The organism is Streptomyces sp. NPDC091371 (genome assembly GCF_040684275.1).
Taxonomy (GTDB): Bacteria; Actinomycetota; Actinomycetes; order Streptomycetales; family Streptomycetaceae; genus Streptomyces.
Genome location: NZ_JBFBFP010000013.1, coordinates 21944 through 44037, shown reverse-complemented (window position 1 = coordinate 44037; position 22094 = coordinate 21944). Strand labels below are relative to the sequence as shown.

The following is a 22094-nucleotide window of genomic DNA, read 5'->3' as shown; positions in this document are numbered from 1 at the left end:
GTGGCCGCGGGCGGTGGCCGCGGGCGGTGGCCGGATGCGCCAGGAAGTCGTCATGGCCGACGGCCGCCGCGGAAGGAACGATGAGAGGCGTGCCCAGCGCACGCCGTCGCCTTCTGCGCGGCGTGCGCCCTGACGACCCGGAACACGAGGAGAACCATGCGCAGCAAGGCGAGGAAGATATCCGCGGTGGTGGCCGCCATGGCTTCGGTTTCCCTGCTGGCGTCCTGCTCCTCCGGCGCGGAGGCCAAGGAGACCGGGGCGGGCAAGGACACCAAGGCCACCGCGGCGGGGAAGCCCGCCCCGTCCGCGTTCCTCTCCTTCCCCGCGTCCGGCCTCACCTGGAAGGAACTCCCGAATTCGGGCGGAGTGAAATACGCGAACGTGCGGGGCGATCTCGCCGGGAGCGGGAGTTACGAGGCCTTCGTCTCCTTCCCCGCCGGCAAGGACAACCCCAAGCACGTCCACACGCAGGACCTGCCCACCGTCGTGCTCAAGGGCACGTTCTACGCGGACATCGACGGCAAGCGCGTCCAGTACCCGGCCGGCTCCTACTACAGCCTCCCGGCCGACAAGCCGCACCTGAGCGGCTGCGAGAAGGGGGAGGACTGCCTCCTCTTCCAGTACCAGCAGGACCACTTCGACCTGGTGCCCACCACGTAGCCGGTGCGGGTCAGGGCGGTGCGGGGGATCCGCTCGGGCCGCCCCACCGCCGCCTCGGCGGCGCGGGCGGCCAGGGCCGCTTCGCGGCGCGGCACTGAAAACCGCTGGCTGTCCGGTAGTTGACCGCATAGCGTGATCCGCCATGCTGACCAACGAACACATAGTCGAACAGGCCCTGGAGCGGATCACCGCGGGCTACGTCTTCCCCGAGAAGGCCACGGTCGTCGTCGCGGCGATCCGGGCCCGCATCACGGCCGGCGCGTACGAGGGCCTGGAAGGCCCTGAGCTGTGCGAGACCGTGACGGCGCACCTCCAGGAGGCGTGCCCGGACAAGCACCTGCGGCTGCTCTGGACGGACGAGCCCCAGTCGCTGGAGCCGGTCGACGACGACGGCGGAGAGGCCGCGTTCCGCGCGCTGCTCATGGCGGAGAACCAGGGGATCCACCGCGTCGAGCGCCTCGAAGGGAACGTCGGGCTCATCGAGCTCCGGCGGATCGCGACCGCCATCGACGGCGCGAGCGCGATCGGGGCGGCCATGCAGCTGGTCGCCCACAGCACCGCGCTCGTCCTGGACCTGCGGGCCTGCCTCGGCGGGTCGCCGGAAGGCGCGGCCCTGTGGAACAGCCACTTCTTCGGCGACGACCAGGTCCACCTGCACGACATCTACAGCCGCGCCACCGACTCGACCCGCCAGTACTGGACCTCCGCGCACCTGCCCGGGCCGCGCTACGAGGACCGCCCGGTCTACGTCCTCACGAGCGCGACCACCTTCTCCGGCGGCGAGGACGTCGCGTACACCCTGCAGGCGCACGGCCGCGCCGTCGTCGTCGGCGAGGCCACGCGCGGCGGCGCCCATCCGACGGCCCGGCACGCGGTCGCCGAACACGTCCTCGTGACCGTCCCGACGGCGCGCAGCATCAGCACCGTCACCGGCACCAACTGGGAGGGCGTGGGCGTCGTCCCGGACATCGCGGTCCCGGCGGACCAGGCCCTGGACGCGGCCCTGAAGGCCGTACGCCCCTAACACTCCGCCGCCTCGCGGGCGGGAGGCAGGCCGTGCGCGGGTGCGGGCGTGCACCCATACGGAGGCCTCCCGCACAGAGCTCCGACGAGCCCTGACGCATCGTCACTCACGGAGGGACAAGCTGGACCCGGCGACCGCCCACGGGAGGTCGCGCCAGCGGAGTGAGGACGAAAGGAACGTTGCGTGACCATCCCCGCGCTTCCCTCAAGCCCCGACCCGGACCCGCGCCCCGCCTCCGGGCGCAGACCGAAAGTACCGCGAGGACCGCGAGGACCATGGGCGGGCCGGGCTGCGGCGGCCGCGGCCATGGGCCTCGCGCTCGCGCTGCTCTGCCCGGGCCCCGCGCCGGCCGCTCCGGCCGCTCCGGGCGACCCGGGCTCGGGCGGCAGGGCGGCCGGCAGCTTCTCCCACACCTCGGAGGACGCCTTCGGGGTGGCGCTACAGGCGGACGGCAAGATCGTCAGCGTCGGCCACACGAGCGGCGCGTCCGGCGACTTCGCGCTGGCCCGCTACAACACGGACGGCAGCCTGGACGCGACCTTCGGGACGGGCGGCAAGGTGATCACCGACCTCGGCGGCTACGACGCGGCTCGCGCGGTGGCGCTGCAGGCCGACGGCAAGATCATCGCCGCCGGTGACAGCCAGGTTGACGGCGTCGATTTCGCGTTGGCTCGCTACAACACCGACGGCAGCCTGGACGACGGCGGCCCGCTCGATTCCACCCCGGGCGATACCTTCGGCACCAACGGCAAGGTCATCACCGACTTCGGTGGCGGCAACTTCGACACGGCGCACGCGGTGGCGGTGCACTCCGACGGCAAGATCATCGCCGCAGGTCGCACCACCTCGGGCGGCGGCGATTTCGCGGTGGCCCGCTACAACACCGACGGTAGCCCGGATGCCACCTTCGACACCGACGGCAGGGTGAGCACCGACGCCGGCAGCAACAACCCCGACCAGGCCCATGGGGTGGCGGTGCAGGCCGACGGCAAGATCATCGCCGCAGGCGCCGGGGGGAACGACAGCGATTTCGTGGTGATGCGCTACAACACCGACGGCAGCCTGGACACCGACTTCGGCACCGACGGGACGGGCAAACTGTCCACCGACTTCGGCAGCTCCGAATTCGCGAGCGGCGACCAGGCGTCCGGGGTGGCACTGCAGAACGACGGCAAGATCGTCGCCGCAGGCTTCGTCAACTCGAACGACACCAGCTTCGGCACCCGCTTCGCGTTGACCCGCTACAACACCAACGGCAGCCTGGACACCGATTTCGGCATCGAAGGCAGAGTGACCACCGACTTCACCGACGGCTTCGACGGGGCCCAGGCGGTGGCGGTGCAGGACGACGACAAGATCGTCGCTGTCGGCACCGCCCTCCACCAAAGGTTCGCGGTGGCCCGCTACAACACCGACGGCACCCCGGACGCCATCTTCGGCACCGACGGCAAGGTGACCACCGACCTCGGCGGCTTCAGCGGGGGCGTCATTGCTCGTGGGGTGGTCGTGCAGGCCGATGACAAGATCGTCGCCGCGGGAACCAACGGCGCCGACTTCGCGCTGGCCCGCTACAACACCAACGGCGGCCTGGACACCGACTTCGACACCGACGGCACCGTGACCACCGACTTCGGCATCGACGTGGACTTGGCGGTCACCAAGGCCGGCCCGGACACCGTCAGCCTGGGCGACACGGCCTCGTACACCCTGACCGTCACCAACCGGGGCACCACCACGGCCACCGGAGTCACGGTGAGCGACACGCTCACCGGACCCGGACAGCTGCTCGCGGGCAGGAGGCCCAGCCCGGGCATCCGCTGCACCTTCGGGCCGGACACCGTCACATGCTCCGTGGCCACCCTCGCCCCTGGCGCCACGGCCACGGTGAACCTCCTCGCGGAACCCTCGGCCACCGGCACCCTGACCAACACCGCCACCGTCAGCGTCAGTGGCGATCACGGCCTCGAACCGTCCGACAACACCGCCACGGCCACCACCACCGTGGACAACGCCCACGGCTGCACGATCACCGGCACCAACAACCCCGACGACATCACCGGCACCAACGCCAGGGACGTGATCTGCGCCCTGGGCGGCAACGACACCATCAACGCGCGCAGCGGCAGTGACACCGTCTACGCCGGTTCCGGAAGCGACGCGGTCGACGGCGGCCCCGGCGCCGACACCCTCATCGGAGGCACCGGAAGCGACATCCTGAACGGCCGCAGCGGCAACGACACCCTCGACACCGTCGACAGCATCTCCGGCAACGACGAGGCCCACGGCGGCCCCGGCCCCGACACCTGCACCACCGACCCCGGCGACATCACCACCAGCTGCTCGTAACACCACCCACGCCCTGGCGTCGGCACCGCCAGGGCGTGTCCCTGTCCCCCGTGAACGAAAGGGTGCTGCACGTGACGAAACTGTCGGTCTGCTGCGGAAGAACGAGGGGCGGGGTGTCCCGCGTACGGGGTGCGGGCCCTGCCGCCCGGCTACGCCGGAAGCGTGTCCTGGCCGGTGTGACCGGGGCGATGTTCCTCGCCGCCCTGCTCGGCGCGCCGGCGGCTCACGCCCAGAATTTCGAGCCTGCCGCGAACTACTCCATCGGCGCCAACCTGCCGCAGCAGGTGGCGGTGGGCGACCTCAACGGCGATGGCCGGCCCGACCTCATCACGGCGAACTCAATCAGCAACAACCTGTCGGTGCTGCTGGGCAACCCGGGCGGTACCTTCGGCACGGCCACGACCTTCGGCGTGGGCTCGGCTCCGCTCTCGGTGGCGGTGGGCGACTTCAACGGCGATGACCGTCCCGACCTCGTCACCGCGAATGCCGGAAGCAACACCGTGTCGGTCCTGTTGGGCAACGGGGACGGCACGTTCGGCACGGCCACACCCTTCTCCGTGGGCGTTCTACCGGAGTCGGTGGCGGTGGGTGATCTCAACGCCGACGGCAATCCCGACGTGGTCACCGCGAACACAGGGGGCGCCAGCGTATCCGTGCTGTTGGGCAACGGAACCGGTTCGTTCGGCATGGCCACAGCCTTCACCGTGGGCAGCGAACCCCTCTCGGTGGCAATGGGCGACCTCGACGGCGACAACCGACTCGACCTCGTCACCGCGAACTCAGCCGGCAACAACGTGTCGGTCCTGCTGGGCAACGGGGACGGCACGTTCGGCATGGCCACGGCCTTCGGCGTGGGCAACTCCCCCATCTCGGTGGCGGTGGGCGACCTCAACGGCGACGCCCGACTCGACCTCGCCACCGCAGACCGCTCCGCCAACAGTGTCTCGGTGCTGTTGGGCGACGGGAACGGTTCGTTCGGCACGGCCACACCCTTCACCGTGGGCACCGAGCCGTTCTCGGTGGCGATGGGCGACCTCGACAGCGACACCCGAGTCGACCTCGTCACCGCGAACGCAGGCACCGATGACGTCTCGGTGCTGAAGGGCAACGGGGACGGCACGTTCGGCACGGCCACACCCTTCAGCGTGGCGGCCAATGAGCCGAGATCGGTGGTGGTGGCGAACTTCAACGGCGACACCCGCCCCGACCTGGCCACCGCGAACGCCATCAGCAGCAACGTGTCGGTGCTGCTGGGCGCCCCGGCCACCTCGGCCACGACGCTGACCTCGTCACTCAACCCGTCCAACGCCGGCCAGTCGGTGGCCTTCACCGCCACGGTCACCGGCGACGAGGGCACCCCGACCGGCACGGTCACCTTCAAGGACGGCGCCACCACCCTCGGCACCGACACCCTCGACGCCGAAGGCACGGCCACCTTCCCCACCAACGCCCTCACCCCCGGCACCCACCCCATCACCGCCGAATACGGCGGGGACGACACCTACGCGCCCTCCGTCAGCGACATCGTCAACCAGGTCGTCATCCCTCTGACCTGCGCCAACGCCACCGCCACGATCACCGGCACCGACCGAGCCGACAACATCCTCGGCACCCCCGGCGACGACGTGATCTTCGCGCTGCGCGGCAACGACATCGTCAACGGCCTCGGCGGCAACGACCTCATCTGCGGCGGACCGGGCAAGGACACCCTGTCCGGCGGCCTCGGCAACGACCGCGTCGAGGGCGGTGACGGCAACGACGTCATCAGCGGCAACGAAGACAACGACACCCTCCTCGGCGGCGCCAACAACGACACGATGAACGGCAACGCCGGCAACGACGCCCTCTTCGGCGAAGAGGGCAACGACACCCTCGACGGCGGCCCCGGCACCAACACCAACGACGGCGGCCCCGGCAGGAACACCTGCACCAATCCGTCCAGCGGCAACGGCTGCCTCACCTGACCAGATCCACCTCACCCACGTGCCCCCTGGAACTGAAGCACTCCCAGGGGGCACGCCCCTTTCAGGGCCCTCCCCATTTGACGGCGCCCACCGACGGGCGTAGTCCGGAAGAGGAGGACATCCGGCGATCTCGGGTGGGAGCAGAGAGGGGTTCTCGTCATGCTCGGCGAACTGATCGGCGAGGAACAGGGAGAGACCACGGGAATCCGGGTGCTCTCCACGGACGGCGGTCACGCGGTGCTGGAGGCCTCGTTCCAGGCGACCGGCACGCTCCTGGGTGCGTCCGCCAAGGACATGGGCACGTACGAGTCGGTGACACGAGCCGACGGCACGCTCTTCGGCCAGGGCCAGGGAATCACCATGACCGCGGACGGAGAAACGCTCAGCTGGCACGGCGACGGGGTCGGTCACTTCACCGAATCCGGCGGGGTGAGCTGGCGCGGGGCCATCTACTACGAGACCACCGCGGAGCGGTTCGCGCAGCTCAACAGCATCGCGGCCGTCTACGAGTTCGAGACTGACGAGAGCGGCAGGATCACCGCCAAGGTCTACGAGTGGAAGTGACGCCCCGCCGCACCGTCAGGGCCTTCATGCTCTCTTGGTCAGGGTGACGACGTCGCAGTTGTCGGGATCTCCCAGGACGTGGTGCAGCTTCGGCCCCTGCCTGGTGCCGGTGATCCCCAGTGACACTCCGTGCCTACCCCCGTGCTGCGTGTCCAGTGCCACGTCGACTTCCATCAGCTCGTCGGACGGGTTCGGCTCCAGGCTCCACGTCCCCTTGCCGGTCGTCGCAAGGATGGGGAAGGTATCGCCCGCCCCCGGCCGGTGCATGTCGTCCGTCCAGTCGGTGACCGAGAGGGTCCCGTCCGCTGCGAGGGTCAGCGAGCCCCTTGGATCACCGGTGTAGGACCCGACCAGGTCGGCCGCGGTGACGTCCTTCAGCGCCCAGCCCGCGCACATCACATAAGGGTCGGACACCCAGCACGAGGTCAGGCTCGGCCCCGCGAGAAGGAGTACGGCCAGAGGCAGTGCCCATCGGCGCCTGCCGGAAAGTGCTGCCGCGCGGGAAAACCTCGTCATATTGCGCCCCCCTTGCCACGCAAGCCCGACAGACGGGACCCACACGAGGCCCGCCCGTCATCTGAACACGTTCAATCTACCGCTCGCCCGGCTCACCGCGCACCACCCCCGCCACCCCCGCCGATGTACTCGGCCGCCCCGGCCCGCGGCAGGTTCGCCCAGGTCCGCGTCCCACCCCCCGGCTCCCGCGACTCCCCGAACCCCCAGGCCCCACCGCACTCCCGGACGACCGCGCCCATGACGCGCAGGGCGGCCCGGCGGCGTGCCTCGCAGTGGGTGAGCGAACTGGCGGATACCTGCAGTCACCCGGCGGCACGCACCGCAGTGTGCTGTCGCCCGCCCGCGGGACAGAAGCGCCACCCCAACCCGCATGGTGCCAAGGGTGGTTCGCCCCGCCCGACAACGCCGGCCCCGCCGCTCGCGACGGCCGCATTGTCACAGGTGTCTCCTAGCGTGTCGATCACGACGGCGGCGGTGCGCGACATCGAACCGCCCTGTCCGTCATGCCTTCCGCGGAGCCGATCCGCGGAAGCCCAACCGGAGGGGATGAACTCACTTGCGCACGAGACAACTCGCGGGCAGAGCAGCACTCGCCGCGACCCTGGGCCTGTCGCTCCTCGGCCTCGGCACCTCCACGGCCGGCGCGGACACCAGCGCCGCCCTGCCGATCACCTCGTACAGGGACATCGCTGTCGACGGGGTCCACCAGCGGGTGTTCCTCAGCGATCCGATCGGCGGCAGCGTACTGGTGACCGACTACGAGGGGCAGGTCGTGCAGCGGATCAGCGGCGCGGCCGGAGCATGGGGCCTCGCCCTGTCGGGAGACTCCGGCACGCTGTACGTGGCGCTGCGGGACGCCGGCGCGATCGCCGCCATCGACACGGTCACACTCCGGGAGACCGCACGCTATGACACCGGCACCGGCGCGGGCGCCTATGCCGGCCCGACCTCGCTGGCGCCGGCCGGGGGGAAGATCTGGTTCGGGTACAGCACGGACACGTGGAACGGCGCTCTCGGGTCCCTGGACCTGAACGGCACCGAACCGGCCGTCACGCTGGGCCAGCGCCCCGGCACCTTCCGGGGCTCGCCCCGCCTGGCCTCCACGCCGGGGAAGCCGGACCTCCTGGTCGCCGCCGAGTCGGACGGCAACGACGCCACCGTCGCGGTGTACGACGTGAGTACCGGCCGGGCGGAGGTACGGGCGCAGCGCGTCGATCCGGGGCCGAACGGGTGCGCGAGCCTGCAGGACCTCGCCGTGACACCGGACGCGGAGCGGGTGGTCGTCGCCTGCGCCGCGCCTTACTACCACCAGGCGTTCCGCACCGCCGACCTGGCGGACGACGGCCGCTACGCGACCTCCTCGTACCCCAACTCGGTGGCCGTCTCCCCGGACGGCACGATCGCGGCCGGCATCGACGGCGCCTATTCGCCCGACCTGCACCTGTTCGCACAGGGGGACTCCACGGCCTTCAAGAGCTGGGACTTCCCGCCGTCCTCCGACACGCAGTACAAGGCGGACACCCTCCGGTCCGCCGGCCTGGCCTGGGCGCCGGACGGCAGCCGGATCTTCGCGGTCACCGAAACCGGCAGCTCTTCGTCCGTGGGGCTGCGTGTCCTGGACCACCCGCAGGTGGCCACAAGCGTCACCGTGCAGGCGCCCGCCTCGTCGCCCCGGAACCAGGACCTGGCTCTGACCGGACGACTGAAGGCGCCCGTGGGCTTCGCTGCGGGGAGCACCGTCGACATCTGGCGGCTCGACGACCCCACCGCCGGTGAGGGCATACTCATCGGATCCGCGACCGTCGCTGCGGACGGCACGTTCAGCTACACGGACCGCCCGAAGGCCAAGGGCCACGTCCAGTACACCGTCCAGTACTACGGCGACGCGCGGCACACCAGCGCGTACGGCTCGGTCGTGGTCGACATCACCTCGGACTGAGCCCGCGGGCCGCGCCGCCGGGCCTGCTTGGCCTCCGCACCACGGAGCCGACGCCTAGCTGCTCCGCAGCTCCGCTGATCCGCGCTGATACCGAATACACAGAGGCCGCCCGCATCCTGCGGGCGGCCTCCGCATTCACGATTCACGTGGTCAGCTGGGCCCGACCCAGCCCTCGGTGCTCTCGTCGCCGGTCTCCGACGGGGTGGCGGTCGGGCCAAGCCAGTCCTGCCCGGCATCCTCCGGCGCGGCTCCCGGCCCGATCCACACCGTCTCCGGATCAGCCGGTGCGGCGAACGGGCCGTGGTCGTCCGCGTGCTGGACGTTCTCGGCTGCCGCTTCCTCGGGCACGTTCTCTGCCATGGGTCCCCCTTGGCTTCGATTGCCTGTCGTGCTCCTGTACGAGGCTGGACGCACCGCGACGCGGAAGGGTTCCTTCCAGGATGGCGACGCGAGACCCCGAGAAATCCGCCGCGTCGAACACCTCGAAGGAAACGTAGGCCTCATCGACATCCGGCGCATCGCGTCGGACCGCCCGGTCTACGCACTCACGAGCGCGACCACGTTCTCCGGCTGCGAGGACGTCGCGTACACCGAAGGCGCACGGCCGGGCCGTCGTCGTCGGCGAGACCACCCGGGGCGGCGCCCACCCGACGGCCCGGCACACGGTCGCCGAGCACGTCGTCGTGACGGTGCCGACGGCGCGCGCCATCAACGCCGTCACCGGCACCAACTGGGAGGGCGTGGGCGTCGTACCCGCGACGTCCAGGCCCCGGCGGACCAGGCCTTCGAAGAAGCCCTCAAGGCCGCGGCAGACGCCTGCTAGGCGTCTGTCCTGGCGATCAGGTTCGAGGCGTACGCCTCCGCATGGCGGCGCGGCAGCCCTCCCTGCCGCGAGGCGGCCTGCTCCGAATGGCTGCTCCGGTGTGCCCGGCCGGCCCGACCTGCTTAGCGTCGTACTGCCGTGCCGCACAGGCTGCGGCGCACCGAGGCAAGTGAGAGGAACTCCCATGGCAGTCGTGATGACCTTTGTGTGGCCCGAGATCACGCCAGAGGTGTACAACGCGACGCGTGACCGGGTGGGCTGGGAAGACGACGCTCCGGACGGGTTCGTGATGCACATGGGCTGGTTCGCCGACGACGGCCTCCACGTGGCCGACGTCTGGGAGACGGAGGATCACTTCACGCGGTTCATCGCCGACAAGGTCGCACCCGTGGTCAAGGGGGAACTGGGCATCACGACCGAGCCCCAGGTGGCGTTCGCCCCCCTCTACCGGCGCTTCATCGCCCCGGACGCCAGCGGCGCCGCCTGAACTGACCTCGAACCTGTCCGGGCGATCACGTTCGGATCCATGTGACGAGGGATCGGTCCGGGCGCCGGCCGCGTGCCGACGACCCGGCCACGTGCACCACGCCTGGGCAACGGAATTCCTGGCCGAGGACCGGACGGCAGGCCCCGGGTCGCAGTCACCGGCCCAGCCATCCCCGTCCTGCGCACCGACATCTGACAGGCCGGGGCCGGACGGAGGAGGCCCTCAGACGGAGAGGTACTCGAGCGCGCCCGCGCGCGGCAGGTTCGCCCAGGTCCGGGTCCCGCCGCCGGGCTCCCGCGACTCCCCGAACCCCCAGGCCCCACCGCACTCCCGGACGACCGCGCCCATGACGCGCAGGGCGGCCCGGCGGCGGGCCTCGCAGTGGGCGGCGAGGCGGGGGTGGGCGTGGGTGACGTGGCCGTCGTAGACGGTGAGGCGGAGGGCGTCGTCGCGGTAGCGGACGGAGAGGTACAGACTCCGCCCCGGGTCCAAGTGCCAGCCAGCGGCGACCAGTTCGCCGGTCACCTGCTCGGCGGCGGGCGCGAGCGGGTCGAGGTCGTAGGCGTGGAGCACGGAGCGGACGGCTGCCCGCGCGATCTGGGCGCTGAGCGGTTCGCCGGGGATGGTGAGGCTGCACGTGAGCGTATCGAGCGCGGGTTCGCCTGCGGCGGGCGCGGGCGGGGAGGAGGGGCAGGCGGTGAAGGGGTAGGTGGACAACGCGGACTCCCTGAGGTCTGAGTGGACTACGGCGAGTTCGACGCGCACGGGTGGCTGACGCGGTGCGGGGAGCGTGGCTCGTCGCCGAGGCCCGAGGCATGCTGCGGCGATGCACTTCAACTCCCCTGCGTGAGCGGTGCGTTACCTAATGTAGCGTGGCGGTGCACATTTTTACACCTCACTCCGGATATCCGGGCTCGGTGGCCACAGCAGTGCCCGGCGGGGCAGACTGCGAACGCACAGCGAGAGGGAGGATGACGTGGGGGCCAGAACTTCGCCGACCGAGCGGCAGCGCCGACTGGGTGCAGAGCTCAAGCGGATGCGAACGGCTGCGGGCGTCTCCACGGAGACTGCGATCGGGCTGCTCAGAGTCGACCGGTCCCGCCTCTCGCAGATCGAGCAGGGCTACCGCGCCATAAGCGCCGAGCGTCTACGCACCTTGGCCTGCAACTGCGACTGCGCAGACGAGGCGTACATCGAGGCCCTCGTGGCAATGGCCGAGCCCAGCCAGCGGGCTTGGTGGGACCGCTATCGGGGCAGCCTGCCCGCCCAACTCCTCGACATCGCCGAGCTGGAGGGGCACTCACCCCACTTGCGCACCGCCCTCGCGGTGCACATCCCCGGGCTGCTCCAGACCTTCGACCACGCCCTTGCCGTCTTCGGCGTCGCCGTGCCACAGCTACCGGAGCAGGAGCTCGCGCTGCGGCTGGAGTTCCGGCTGCAACGCCAGCAGGTACTCGACGGCGCCACCCCGGCTCGGTACACCGGCATCGTGCACGAAGCGGCCTTGCGGATGCAGTTCGGCGGACCGCAAGTGGCAAAGGCGCAACTGGAACACCTGCTGCACAAGTCCGAACAGGACAACATCACCCTGCTCGCCATCCCGTTCAGCGCGGGCGCCTTCCCCGGCTCGGGACAGACCCTGACCTACGCCGAGGGGCCCGTCCCCCAGCTGGACACCGTCCAGGTCGACAGCACGCACGGGCCCGAATACGTGCACGCTGAGGCACAGTTGGCCAAGTATCGGGCGCACCTGGACTGGATGAAGCAGATCGCGCTGCCCGCGCAAGGCACGCGGGACCTCATCCACTCCATCGCGCAAGAACTCTGAGGGAGCAGCCATGCCGGACATCACCTGGGAAGAGCCGTACTGCGCCGAAGGCAGCGCCTGCTACCGGATAGGTACGGACGGGGACGGCAACAGCTACATCGCCATCGCCGGCCGCGAGGACACGTACCTCACCGACACCACAGCGGCCCTCCGTCAACTGATCCGGGACATCAAGGCCGGCAAGGCCGACCACCTCCTGGCCGACTAGCGCGGGCGCGGACGGCGGCCCGGCGGGGCCTCGCGCAGCCTCCTGTCCCCCATCGCGGCTAACGCCCACCGCTTCGGCTCGGCCGAGGCGTTGGCTCTCGGCGTATCAGGACAACCGCCAGATGATGAAGTATCCGCGACTCGTTCTCCCCTGCAATTCGGCACGGACCTGCGCGATGAGAGCTATGGCGTCGTCCATCAGCCGGGCGCGGGCCTCCGCTCGTGCCGGCCAGGCACTCCATGGCGGCCCGGCTTCGATGGTGAAGTTGCCGACCTCGCCTTCCGACTCCGTCCAGGTCACCAGCTGCGGAAGCCGCGGGCCGTCCGCGGCGACGAGCCCGATGAGCTTCCCGCGGAGGGCCGCGTACCGCACGTGGATGAGGTCGGAGGCGTACAGATCGAGAAGGTTGTCGACGTCAGGGTCGATGTTCCATTCCTCGACCGACAAGTAGGGCTTGGCGACTTCGTCCAGTTCGTCGAGCGCTTCGAGAAGTCGGTCGGCCCACTTGATCAGGGCGAGATACGGCTCGGCTCTCTTGTCGCGCAGGTCCTGCGCATGTGATCGCTCGTGCAGCGCGCGTTCTTGCGCGGCGGACAGCCGCTCTTGCGTGTCGAGCGTGTCGCGTGTGTTCTCCCGCTGCGCGCGCAGGGAGAGCAGCGTCGTCACCAGGCTCGCGGCGACCGCCAGCCCTGCGACCCCTGTAGACGCCAGACTCACGATGATCTGGGGCTCCACGTGCGTCAGCCTCCCCCGGGCTTCGGCGTTCCGTGCCTACCGCCGCATCATCGCCGATCCCGCCCGGCTGTGACCAGCTTCGCGAGCACCCCGCCTAGGTGGCGATTCTGTCGTACGGCCACGGGTTCTGCGTTGCCCTGCCGCTGCCCCTGCCTCCCCTGCGGGCCTTCTTCGGGTGACGGCGGTAGAAGGCCGCGAGCTCCTCCAGGGCCCGGGCCGCGCGGGCGGTCACGTCGGGCTTGCCGGCCTCGTGGTGGGCGACCGGGAACCAGACCGTGCCGGGCTTGTCGTCCCAGGCGGAGACATCCGGCGCGGACGCGCGGAGGTGGCAGATCGTGCCCACCGCGTTGGTGTCGAAGGCGAGTTCGAGCTCGGGGAAGTCCGCCTGGCCACCGCTGGGGTCGCTGAGGAAGACCGGCTGGTACTCCTCCGCGATCGACTCCGAGTTCTTGATCTGGTCCTTGACCAGGTGGGAGTACCGCTCCAGGTAACCGAGTTCGCCGAAGGCGTCGAGCGCGGCCTCGACGGGCGGCAGCGGGTCGACGTGGAGAAGTCGGTGTCGGTGAGGACGGTGTCGGCGCCGTCGTTCAGGACGATTCTCGTGCGGAGTGAGAAGTCGACGCCGAGGGCCCGGCCGTCGAAGTCGGTGAACGGCGTGTACCAGGGCAGCCGCCCGGTGAACGGCACCTGCCGCTCTGTGCCGCCCGGGACGTCGAAACGGACGATCGACGCGTGGGTGAGGGGCGAGGTCGTCTTCCGGGGCGGCGGTACGGGGCTCGACATCGACCGCTTCGACGTGCGGGTCATGGCCAAGTGCCTGACCTGGCAGGGCGTCTCCCGCGAGGTCGAGGTCGCCCCGCTCCTGCCCGCCGGCTACGAGATCTCGGCCGAGGTGGCGCCCGGCGGGGAGCACCGGATCCGGTTCGGCGGACGGCTGCCCTGGGAGTGTCCGGTCACCGAGCTCGGCGGCCGGTCCACGGGCGTCGACCTCTCCGTGGTCACCACGGTCCGATCCCGCGGCAGCGACGTGGTGAAGGACATCGACTTCCTGCACGTGGCCGCGCCGCCGCTGCACGAGGCGGTGATGGACGCCTTCTTCGCCGAGGGGTACAGCCGGGTCGAGGCCCGGCTGACGGACGACAGAATCCCGAACGTCGCCCAGCGCCAGTCCTACCTCCAGACGTACTGCCTGGAGGACCCGAGCCGGAAGACCGACGCCTTCGCGGAGATCGAGGTCTCTGTCCTCAACAGTCAGGTCGGCGCCCTCGTCCTCGTACGCCGTCATGACCTGGACAGGTTCGGCAGCTGGGACCAGAGGCCGCCCGCGCTGTCCTTCCCCGTCGCCCATCACGAGGTGGGCGAGGCCGACCTCGCTCCTCGCCTGCGCGAGGCGATGGCCGACCTCGTCCGGCTGGACCGGTTGCACCGGATCTAGGCGAGCCCGGCCTGATCGGCAGGACAGGCCCGAGGAGCATTTCCTGATGGGTGGCGCCGGCCGCGGCGGCCAGGGCACCGGCTTGAAGTGCTCTCCCGGCTGAAGCCGGGAGATGCCTGCCTTGCTTACCCTGCGGCAACGGGCTTGGCGCGCTGGGCGCGCCTGACGACTGCCCTCCCGGCAGCCGGATGAGCGCGAGGCCCATCCGGTACAGATGCAGGACCTTCCTCGGGCGGGTATGCCCGCCGGTAAGGCCCTGCCGGTGACGGGTCAGGCCGACCGCTCCAGCTCAAGCAGCCGCCGACCCGCCGCGTTACGGACCCGGCGGGTCCGGCCGCGCTCGGCGAGCAGCGTGAGGGCATCAGAGGAGGTCACGATCTGCGTGGTCGAGGCCATGCGCTGGAACCAGTCGGTCGCCCCGAGGAGCGCGTCCGCGACCCACGGCTCGCCCAGGGCAACCGCTCTGAGCAGGGTCCACTCGTGCAGGCGGCGCGTGAGGAATCCGCGGTCGGCGATCAACGGGGTCATGGTGCGGGCCCACCGGTCGAACCGGGGATCGGTCAGCAGGTCGGCGGCCCGCCGTTCCATGTGGAGCGCCACGGCGCTGTCCGCCATGGCTGGGTCCTCGTCGCGCAGCACTTCTTCGACCAGGCCGGCTTCGTCCGCCTCGGTGACGGCCTCCAGGGCACGGAGGTAGTCGGCGTATCGCTGGTGCTCGGGAGGCTCGTCGTCGTCGAGTTCCACCGACTGTCAGCCGCCGGCGCCGCGGGGGAAGGTGATCTCGACGCGGCGGTTCTTCTTGCGGCCTTCCTCGGTGCTGTTGTCGGCGATGGGGTAGTCCTCGCTGTAACCCCGGACGTCGAAGACGACGCTGGGGTTGGTCACGGTCTTGGCCAGCTCGGCCTGAACGGCGTCGGCGCGCTGCTTGGAAAGCTCCTTGCCGTGTTCGTAGCTGCCCTGGTCGTCGGTGAAGCCGAAGACGCGGATGCGGGTCGCCTTTTGGGTGTTGATCTCGTTGGCGATGGCCTGGATCCGAGCTGCGGCCTGGGCGTTGAAGACGGCACTGTTCTCGGGGAAGAGGACCTCGGACTGCAGGGCCATCATGACGGTCTGGTTCGTCTCCTGGCGGCGCTGCTCGCCGCCGAGGTCTTCGACGACTTCGGCGATGTCGAGCACCTTGACGGGTGCGAGGGTGCCGCCCTGGGGCATCTTGAGACCGGGTGCGTTGGAGTCAATGGCCGCGGGTGGGGAGGCGGAGGGCTCCGTGCCGGGGGGTACGGAGGGCTTGACGTCGTCGGCGTGGGCGCTCGTCGCGCCGATGAAGTGGGCGCCGGCGATGACGAGCCCGACGACGACCGTCGATGCGGTGGTGCGGTGGCGTGTGGTCATGGGGTCACCCAGAGATTTTGACGGTGGCCGTGGCGAAGGTGGGCAGGCTGAACTCCACCTCTGTGGTCGTAGTCGGAGGTGCCGGAAACTGAGCGAAGAACGGGACAACTTGACCGGGCTCGATGATGGCCAGACCGGTGGTGCACAGACACCGGCCTTCCGTGTCACGAAGCACGTAGTAGCGCTTCTTTCCCACTTTGTCGACCAAGGTCACGCCAGCGACCGATACGCCGCTGGCGTTGAGTTCGTTCCCCCGCCACGGCGCAGTGTTCACGAATGGAGCCGTTCCCGTGTTCTTAAGCTGACCGCTGACAGTCAGGAAGCCTCCGGCTTCACGTGCTGCCGAATTGATCGTCAAAACCATCCCTCCTTCCCCGTTTACCGTCGCTATAACCTGCGTCGGGGTGGGTGTCGTGGAAGGAGTACCGCTCTGCGTACCGCCGACCGGCGAAGGCGACGCCTGCGGCTTCGACTCGGCCTTGGGCTTGTTGCCGTCTCCCCCACCGCATCCGGCCAACGCGAGGGCCAGTACCGCCGCAACCGCTAGGGCCGCTCCCCCCTGGAACTTCGCCATGTGCCGCATGCTCATTTACGCCGCTTCCTCATTCTGTCGTCGTTGTCAGTCGACCAGTCGCACGGCAAAGAGTGTCCTCGCCAATGTGCTCCAGGGTTCGGACTTCGCAGGATCAAACTTGATGACGCCACCGCCCTTGCATGTGATCTCAACCGAGACTGGCTTATCCTGACCACCAGGCGACGGTGACGGATTGGCGACGGGCGCGCTCAACTGGCAGCGTGGTTCGATGACTGCCGTGGCATCAGCGATGCCGTGCTGACCACTGACCCCCGGGACTACAGAATCTCCGACCGTGCCCGCGGTCTTCACCTCGACCTTGAATCGTGGCGGATCAGGATCACAAGTGGCCGTCGCATCGTTCTTCGCGGCAAAGTCCCGTGCCGCCCCGCAGGCACCCCCCGCGTACAAGAGGCCACCCTCAAGAACCTTCTTCCAGTCCTCTGGTTTGAGCGTGAGCAGATCAACCCCTGGCACGAGATGGTCCCTGGCATCACGAGCCGCCGCTAGTGCCGCAGCGTCCGCAGCACCTTGCGCGTCGCTCCGCACGACCGAAGCCTGCCCGACAGCGAAGAACGCCAACGCAGCGAAGAGCAGACCTGCCACCACCACGACATAGATAGGGAAGGCCTGCCCGCGATCGTCCCGCAGCCTCGGCCTGATCACCTGCCCGCGGTGATGCTCGCGACTGCCGCAGTGATCTTGGTGGTGATGGCCTGCCCAATGCCCGTACCGATGATCGCCCCAATGATGACCACCACCACCAGGATGATCCCCAGGTATTCGAACGCCGTCTGGCCTCGATCCCGCCCGCCCTTGCTCGCGTACCGCTTCCGCATCCTCGCCAGGGTGTTCTGCAACATGAGGGTCCCCTCCTGGGCCGGTGCCGCTGGTTGTCCGCGGACGGTACGGCGAGTTACCTCTCGTAACCAAGGGTCCCGGGACCCAAATACGGACCCACTGCGCACTCCGTCTACTCATGACCAGTCACTCCCGGACGGGCAGTTCCCAGCCAGCGCGCTATCGCCTCGCTGCGCGTGGCGCTCTGAAGCTTCGCGAAGATCCGGTTGATGTGGTTCTTGACCGTCTTCTCTGTGATGAAGCAGGTGGAGGCGATCTGCTGATTGTTCATCCCGGACGCGATCAAGTCCATGATCTCCCCCTCCCGCGAACTCAGCCCGAAGACAACAGAGTTGTGCAGACGCTCAGAAGACTGTGCCACATCTCGTTGCGGTTGCGAAGAGGCCCTCAGTTCCGCCAGCAACGCGCTCGCCGCCGTCGGGGTGAAGTGCGGCCGCCCAGCAGGCACGTCCCGCACCGCCCGCAGCAGCTCCTCGGCCGTGAACTCGCCGTGTACGAAGTAGCCACCGGCCCCCAACAGCAGGGCCTCCCGCACGATTTCGGCCTCTTGGCTGTAAGTGAGCATCAGCACCGGCGCCAACTGCACCAGGTGCGGCAGCGCCGAGATCCCGTCGACACCCGGCATCCGGACGTCCAGCAGGATCACGTCCGGAGCATGCCGGCGGGTCAGGCTCAACGCCTCTCGGCCGTCAGTGGCCTGAGCTATGACCTCGATGTCCTCGGCCTCGCACAGGATCGCCGTCAGGCCCGCCCTGATGACCGGATCGTCATCGGCGATGAGCACGCTCAGTCGTGCCACTCCTCAGCCACCCCCGAACAGCGCGCCGAAGTCGACGTTCGCACCGTAAATGAATCCGCACACCAGCAGGATCAGCGTCCCCGGCAGCATGAACATGGTCACTGCGAACGTCGCCTTCGGAACGGCCCTGGCAGCACGTCTGCGCGCGTTCTGTGCGTCCGTCCGTCGCATGTCCTCGGCAATCGCGATGAGCGTGTCCACGATCGGGGAGCCCAGCTCCTCGCCCTGCTGGAGCGCCGTGACGAACTGGGCAACTTGCTCCGAGTCGTTTCGTCGGCGCAGCTCATCGAAGGCCTGACGGCGACTGACACCCATGGCCATCTGCTGAAGCGTGATGCGAATTTCGTCCGCCCACGGACCCTCGTACTTGTCGGCCACCCGGTCCAGCGCCTGCCGGAAACCGAGCCCCGCACTGACGACGACTGCCAGCACGTCCAGGAAGTCCGGCAAGGTCCGCTCGATGTGGTCACGGCGGATCCGAATCGCGGACCACAGGCCGACCTCTATCCAGAACAGGCCGAAGGCCACCATCAGCAGGGCAAGGACCAACTGCCCGTTGATCAGCATCGAAAACGCGCCCAGCCCACCCAGGAAGGCGTACACCGCCCGCCGCGCCGCGTAGCGGTCGATCGTCAGGCCGGCCGGGTTGCCCGCCATGTCGATCTGACGGCGCTTGCGGGCCACTCGATTCGGCCCCATCGCGCTCAGTACCAGCGGCGCCCAGCGGATGCCCATGCGGTCGACGAGCGAACCCACCGCCGTCGTACGGCTCGCGCCCACCTCCAAGGCGAGCACGAGGTCCGTGGGCAGTTTCACGTCCGACCGGTAGAGACGGATGCCTTGGAAGGCGCCAAAGACCGACAGAGCCACGGCCAGTGCGAGCAGAAGTCCGATCACGGTTGCGTCCCCCTCACACGTCGATCTTCGACAGTCGGCGGATAAGGAGGAAGCCCAGAGCGAAGAGGCCAAGAGAGATCAGCACAGCCGTCTGCCCGATGAACGCGCCCGTCATCCGGTCCAGCGCCCCCGGCATCATCATGTCGACCAGCAGTAGCGACCCGAGCCCGATAGCCGGGACAAGGTACGCCGTCACCGTCACCTGGGACAGCTGCGTCCGAATCTCGCGACGGGTCTCCTTGCGCTGCTCCAGCGTCACCGTCAGGTTTCGCAGGCTGTCCACGATCGCGCCGCCCGCACGGGCGGACAGGACGAGGGTCGAGACCAGGACAACCAGTTCCCGCGAGGGGAGGCGTTCCGACAGCTCGCCCAACGAATCCTCGATGGAGTGCCCCACCGCAAGCCGGTTCGCCACGCGCCCGAGTTCCTCACCCGCCGGGGCCTCCAGTTCCTCCGCCGCGATCCCAATGGCCGTACGCAGCGCCAGGCCGGCCTGGGTGGCGTTGGCGAGGATGCGGGCCAGGTCGGGGAGCTGGTTGATGAACCGCTCCGTACGGCGCGACCGCTGCCAGTTGAGGAAGGCGTTCGCCGCCCAGATGCCGATCGCGCCAGCCACCGGGCCGAAGAACGGTGCGAGGAGAGCGGCCGCGATCAGCCAGACGCCCGCGATCGACCCCAGCATGTAGACGAAGAACTCCCCCGGCGTGAGGTCGAGCCCGGTGGTCGCCAGCTTCAGCTCGATCCGGCGGCCCAGCTTCGTCTTGCGCAGCCGCCGGTCCACCCCTGGGAACCGGCGCCGCCGCCCCAAGGGCGCCGGCATGCCGCTCGCCGAGAGGCGTTCGATCAGGGCGGCGCGCTGCGCGCGGCCTGCTGCGTAGGCGTGGATGCCGAGGACGACGAGCAGGCAGGCCAGCAGCGTGGCGCCGAGGGTGAGGAGGATGAGTGGGTTCATAGCGCGGTCCGGGTGATGTGCGGGGTGGTGAGCGGGTCGTCCGGCGGCGCGACCCCGAAGGCCTGCGGGATCGGCTGGTTGTTCATGTAGAGGCGTTCCGCGATGCGCCGCGGCAGCGGGTAGTACTCGAAGAAGCCGTGGACCCGGCCGTCCGGGCCCATGGGCTGGGCGACGAACCGGCAGATGGTCGTGATCCGGAAGGGCTCGCGGCCGTGCGAGTCGAGGATGGAGATCTCCGTGATGCGGCGCGAGCCGTCGCCGAAGCGGGTGAGCTGGACGATCACGTTCACGGCGCTGTTGATCTGGTCCTGGAGCGCCTCGAAGGGGATCTCGACCTCCGACATCGACGCGAGCGTCTGGAGGCGCATCAGGGCGTCCGAGGAACTGTTGGCGTGAACCGTCGCGAGCGAGCCGTCGTGGCCCGTGGACATGGCCTGGAGCATGTCGAGGGTCTCGCCGCCTCGGACCTCGCCGACGATGATGCGGTCGGGGCGCATACGAAGTGAGTTCCGTACGAGGTCGCGGATGGTGATCTGGCCCTTGCCCTCGACGTTCGCCGGGCGGGATTCGAGACGGATGACGTGCGCCTGCTGGAGCTGGAGCTCGGCCGAGTCCTCGATGGTGATGATGCGCTCGCCCTCCGGGATCAGGCCGGAGAGGGCGTTGAGGAGGGTGGTCTTTCCGGTGCCGGTGGCGCCCGAGACGATCACGTTCATCTTGGCGGCGACGAGGCCGGAGAGGAGCAGGAGCATCTGCTCGTCGAGCGAGCCCAGGCTGATCATCTCGTGCAGCGTGAACGCGCGCGGGAAGCGGCGGATCGTGAGGGTGGCGCCGGTCAGGGAGAGCGGCGGGATGATGACGTTGACGCGCTCGCCGCTGGGCAGGCGGGCGTCGACCATCGGATTGGCCTCGTCCACACGGCGGTTGACGGTGGAGACGATGCGCTCGATGGTCTGCATCAGCTGGTCGTGCGAGGCGAAGCGGATGGGGAGTTGTTCGACCCGGCCGGCGCGCTCCACGAAGATCTGATCGGGCCCGTTGACCATGATCTCGGAGATCGAGGCGTCTTCGAGGAGCGGTTCGAGCACGCCGAGCCCGAGGGCCTCGTCCACGACGCGGCGGATCAGCTGGGCGCGCTCGACGGTGGAGAGGACGGGTCCCTCGCGGCTGATGATGTGCCCCAGTACGCGTTCCAGCCGGGCCCGGCGCTCGGCGGGTGCGAGCGCGGACATCTCGGCGAGGTCGATCTCCTCCAGCAGCTTTGCCCGGTAGGAGGAGACCAGCCGGCCGTCCTCGCGGGGGCTGTGGCGGTCGTCGGGGGTGTTGACCCGGGAACGCAAGCTCATGGAAGGGTGCCCTTCGGGTCGTCGTTGGGCATGATCGCCGTGGCCTTGGCCGGGTCGAGATTGAGGCCGGGGATGATCGACTTGATCGGGATGGTGGCGACGGCGGTGACCGCGTCGTCGTCCTTGCTCACGTCCACCTCGGCACCGATCCCTTCCCTGACCGCCGCCACGCCCGCCGCCGCCCCGCCGCTGCCCTTACGGGCTTCCACGCGCGCCGCCGTACGGGCGGCGGTGTCCGCCTGCTCGTGGACGTACGCGACCCAGCCCAGCTGGATCCCGCACAGCGCGACGAACAGCAGGATCGGAATGAAGCCGATGTACTCCAGGGCTACTTGACCCCGGTCGGAGCGAATGCGCCGCCTCATGCCACTCCGCATGTCACTTCCCCTCCTTCTCCATCGACGCGCCGCCCGTGCCGTCGATGGCTCCGAAGTTGAGTCCCGGGTAGAAGACGGGAACGGCGAGGGTGACCCTGGCCCGGTAGATGTCCCCGGACTCCTCGCAGACCACCTGGAGGTTCCAGGCCTCCCCGATGTGCTCCCTCGCCGCCGCATCACAGGCAGCGGCCCCCTTCACCGCCCCCGCCCGCGCCGCCTCGTCCGCCGCGTTACCCGCCAGCGAGAACGCGTAGCCGATCAGCACGCACTCCCACACCGCCGCCACGATCAGCAGGATCAGCGGGACCATGCCGACGAACTCGATCGCCACCTGGCCCCGATCCCGATCCGCTCTACCGGCAGCCATGTG

At 69.5% G+C, this 22094-nt stretch carries 26 protein-coding genes and 1 pseudogene; 10 read left to right on the top strand and 17 right to left on the bottom strand.

The window, feature by feature from the left end; genetic code table 11:
• The first annotated feature begins 156 nt into the window (after positions 1-156).
• The 5 genes from AB0O21_RS16935 (at position 157) to AB0O21_RS16915 (ending at position 6558) form a co-directional block, all read left to right on the top strand.
• Positions 157-660, top strand: coding sequence for a cupin domain-containing protein (locus AB0O21_RS16935; RefSeq protein ID WP_365171794.1), 504 nt, complete (start codon positions 157-159; stop codon positions 658-660).
• 142 nt (positions 661-802) lie between these two features.
• Positions 803-1684, top strand: coding sequence for a S41 family peptidase (locus tag AB0O21_RS16930; protein ID WP_365171792.1), 882 nt, complete (start codon positions 803-805; stop codon positions 1682-1684).
• 306 nt (positions 1685-1990) lie between these two features.
• A complete protein-coding gene (locus tag AB0O21_RS16925) occupies positions 1991-4030 on the top strand; it encodes a calcium-binding protein (RefSeq protein WP_365171790.1) in 2040 nt (679 codons plus the stop codon).
• 176 nt (positions 4031-4206) lie between these two features.
• Positions 4207-5994: an FG-GAP-like repeat-containing protein gene (locus AB0O21_RS16920; RefSeq protein ID WP_365171788.1), complete on the top strand. Its 1788-nt coding sequence runs from the start codon at positions 4207-4209 to the stop codon at positions 5992-5994.
• Positions 5995-6153: 159 nt separating this feature from the next.
• A complete protein-coding gene (locus AB0O21_RS16915) occupies positions 6154-6558 on the top strand; it encodes a hypothetical protein (RefSeq protein ID WP_365171786.1) in 405 nt (134 codons plus the stop codon).
• Positions 6559-6582: 24 nt separating this feature from the next.
• On the opposite strand, the gene AB0O21_RS16910 is transcribed toward AB0O21_RS16915, so the two are convergent.
• Together AB0O21_RS16910 and AB0O21_RS16905 are read right to left on the bottom strand one after the other, a co-directional pair.
• Positions 6583-6972 carry a hypothetical protein gene (locus AB0O21_RS16910; RefSeq protein WP_365171784.1) on the bottom strand — a complete coding sequence of 130 codons (390 nt, stop codon included), beginning with the start codon at positions 6970-6972 and terminating at the stop codon, positions 6583-6585.
• Positions 6973-7166: 194 nt separating this feature from the next.
• Positions 7167-7346, bottom strand: a pseudogene (locus AB0O21_RS16905) (ATP-binding protein); the annotation flags it as partial.
• A gap of 284 nt (positions 7347-7630) precedes the next feature.
• On the opposite strand from AB0O21_RS16905, the gene AB0O21_RS16900 reads away from it, so the two are divergent.
• Positions 7631-9013 (top strand): hypothetical protein, encoded by a 1383-nt coding sequence (locus AB0O21_RS16900; RefSeq protein ID WP_365171782.1) that lies wholly within the window; start codon positions 7631-7633, stop codon positions 9011-9013.
• A 150-nt stretch (positions 9014-9163) separates the two neighbouring features.
• Here AB0O21_RS16900 and AB0O21_RS16895 read toward each other — a convergent pair whose 3' ends face one another.
• Positions 9164-9373: a hypothetical protein gene (locus AB0O21_RS16895; protein ID WP_365171780.1), complete on the bottom strand. Its 210-nt coding sequence runs from the start codon at positions 9371-9373 to the stop codon at positions 9164-9166.
• Positions 9374-10020: 647 nt separating this feature from the next.
• Between AB0O21_RS16895 and AB0O21_RS16890 the strand changes: the two genes are divergently transcribed.
• Positions 10021-10323 (top strand): hypothetical protein, encoded by a 303-nt coding sequence (locus AB0O21_RS16890; RefSeq protein ID WP_365171778.1) that lies wholly within the window; start codon positions 10021-10023, stop codon positions 10321-10323.
• A 222-nt stretch (positions 10324-10545) separates the two neighbouring features.
• Here AB0O21_RS16890 and AB0O21_RS16885 read toward each other — a convergent pair whose 3' ends face one another.
• Positions 10546-11040, bottom strand: a complete 495-nt coding sequence (locus AB0O21_RS16885) for an ATP-binding protein (protein WP_365171776.1) — start codon at positions 11038-11040, stop codon at positions 10546-10548.
• Between the two features lie 259 nt (positions 11041-11299).
• On the opposite strand from AB0O21_RS16885, the gene AB0O21_RS16880 reads away from it, so the two are divergent.
• A complete protein-coding gene (locus AB0O21_RS16880) occupies positions 11300-12151 on the top strand; it encodes a helix-turn-helix transcriptional regulator (RefSeq protein ID WP_365171774.1) in 852 nt (283 codons plus the stop codon).
• 10 nt (positions 12152-12161) lie between these two features.
• Complete coding sequence (locus AB0O21_RS16875; protein ID WP_365171772.1) at positions 12162-12359, top strand: hypothetical protein; 198 nt, start codon at positions 12162-12164, stop codon at positions 12357-12359.
• Between the two features lie 105 nt (positions 12360-12464).
• Here AB0O21_RS16875 and AB0O21_RS16870 read toward each other — a convergent pair whose 3' ends face one another.
• Complete coding sequence (locus AB0O21_RS16870) at positions 12465-13094, bottom strand: hypothetical protein (RefSeq protein ID WP_365171770.1); 630 nt, start codon at positions 13092-13094, stop codon at positions 12465-12467.
• 94 nt (positions 13095-13188) lie between these two features.
• Positions 13189-13437: a hypothetical protein gene (locus AB0O21_RS16865; protein WP_365171768.1), complete on the bottom strand. Its 249-nt coding sequence runs from the start codon at positions 13435-13437 to the stop codon at positions 13189-13191.
• A 126-nt stretch (positions 13438-13563) separates the two neighbouring features.
• Here AB0O21_RS16865 and AB0O21_RS16860 point away from each other — a divergent pair, with 126 nt between their 5' ends.
• On the top strand, positions 13564-14529 hold the full coding sequence (locus AB0O21_RS16860) for a sporulation protein (protein WP_365171766.1): 966 nt from the start codon (positions 13564-13566) through the stop codon (positions 14527-14529).
• Between the two features lie 270 nt (positions 14530-14799).
• On the opposite strand, the gene AB0O21_RS16855 is transcribed toward AB0O21_RS16860, so the two are convergent.
• From AB0O21_RS16855 to AB0O21_RS16805, 11 genes are all read right to left on the bottom strand, one after another.
• Entirely contained in the window at positions 14800-15273 is a 474-nt protein-coding gene (locus AB0O21_RS16855) for a hypothetical protein (protein ID WP_365171764.1), read from the bottom strand.
• A gap of 6 nt (positions 15274-15279) precedes the next feature.
• Positions 15280-15918: an OmpA family protein gene (locus tag AB0O21_RS16850; protein WP_365171762.1), complete on the bottom strand. Its 639-nt coding sequence runs from the start codon at positions 15916-15918 to the stop codon at positions 15280-15282.
• 4 nt (positions 15919-15922) lie between these two features.
• Positions 15923-16492 carry a hypothetical protein gene (locus AB0O21_RS16845; RefSeq protein WP_365171761.1) on the bottom strand — a complete coding sequence of 190 codons (570 nt, stop codon included), beginning with the start codon at positions 16490-16492 and terminating at the stop codon, positions 15923-15925.
• A 45-nt stretch (positions 16493-16537) separates the two neighbouring features.
• Positions 16538-17158: a pilus assembly protein TadG-related protein gene (locus AB0O21_RS16840; RefSeq protein WP_365171759.1), complete on the bottom strand. Its 621-nt coding sequence runs from the start codon at positions 17156-17158 to the stop codon at positions 16538-16540.
• Positions 17155-17355 (bottom strand): hypothetical protein, encoded by a 201-nt coding sequence (locus AB0O21_RS16835; protein ID WP_365171757.1) that lies wholly within the window; start codon positions 17353-17355, stop codon positions 17155-17157. The genes AB0O21_RS16840 and AB0O21_RS16835 overlap by 4 nt, the downstream gene beginning before the upstream one ends.
• Before the next feature lie 110 nt (positions 17356-17465).
• On the bottom strand, positions 17466-18152 hold the full coding sequence (locus AB0O21_RS16830; protein ID WP_365171755.1) for a response regulator transcription factor: 687 nt from the start codon (positions 18150-18152) through the stop codon (positions 17466-17468).
• Between the two features lie 3 nt (positions 18153-18155).
• A complete protein-coding gene (locus AB0O21_RS16825) occupies positions 18156-19046 on the bottom strand; it encodes a DUF5936 domain-containing protein (RefSeq protein WP_365172024.1) in 891 nt (296 codons plus the stop codon).
• A 16-nt stretch (positions 19047-19062) separates the two neighbouring features.
• Complete coding sequence (locus tag AB0O21_RS16820) at positions 19063-20001, bottom strand: type II secretion system F family protein (protein ID WP_365171753.1); 939 nt, start codon at positions 19999-20001, stop codon at positions 19063-19065.
• The gene (locus AB0O21_RS16815; protein WP_365171751.1) at positions 19998-21347 is read right to left on the bottom strand and encodes a CpaF family protein; all 1350 of its coding nucleotides are present in this window, start codon (positions 21345-21347) and stop codon (positions 19998-20000) included. Before AB0O21_RS16815 ends, AB0O21_RS16820 begins: the two co-directional genes overlap by 4 nt.
• Positions 21344-21712, bottom strand: coding sequence for a TadE/TadG family type IV pilus assembly protein (locus AB0O21_RS16810; protein ID WP_365171749.1), 369 nt, complete (start codon positions 21710-21712; stop codon positions 21344-21346). The genes AB0O21_RS16815 and AB0O21_RS16810 overlap by 4 nt, the downstream gene beginning before the upstream one ends.
• Before the next feature lie 13 nt (positions 21713-21725).
• On the bottom strand, positions 21726-22091 hold the full coding sequence (locus AB0O21_RS16805) for a TadE/TadG family type IV pilus assembly protein (RefSeq protein ID WP_365171747.1): 366 nt from the start codon (positions 22089-22091) through the stop codon (positions 21726-21728).
• Positions 22092-22094 lie beyond the last annotated feature (3 nt).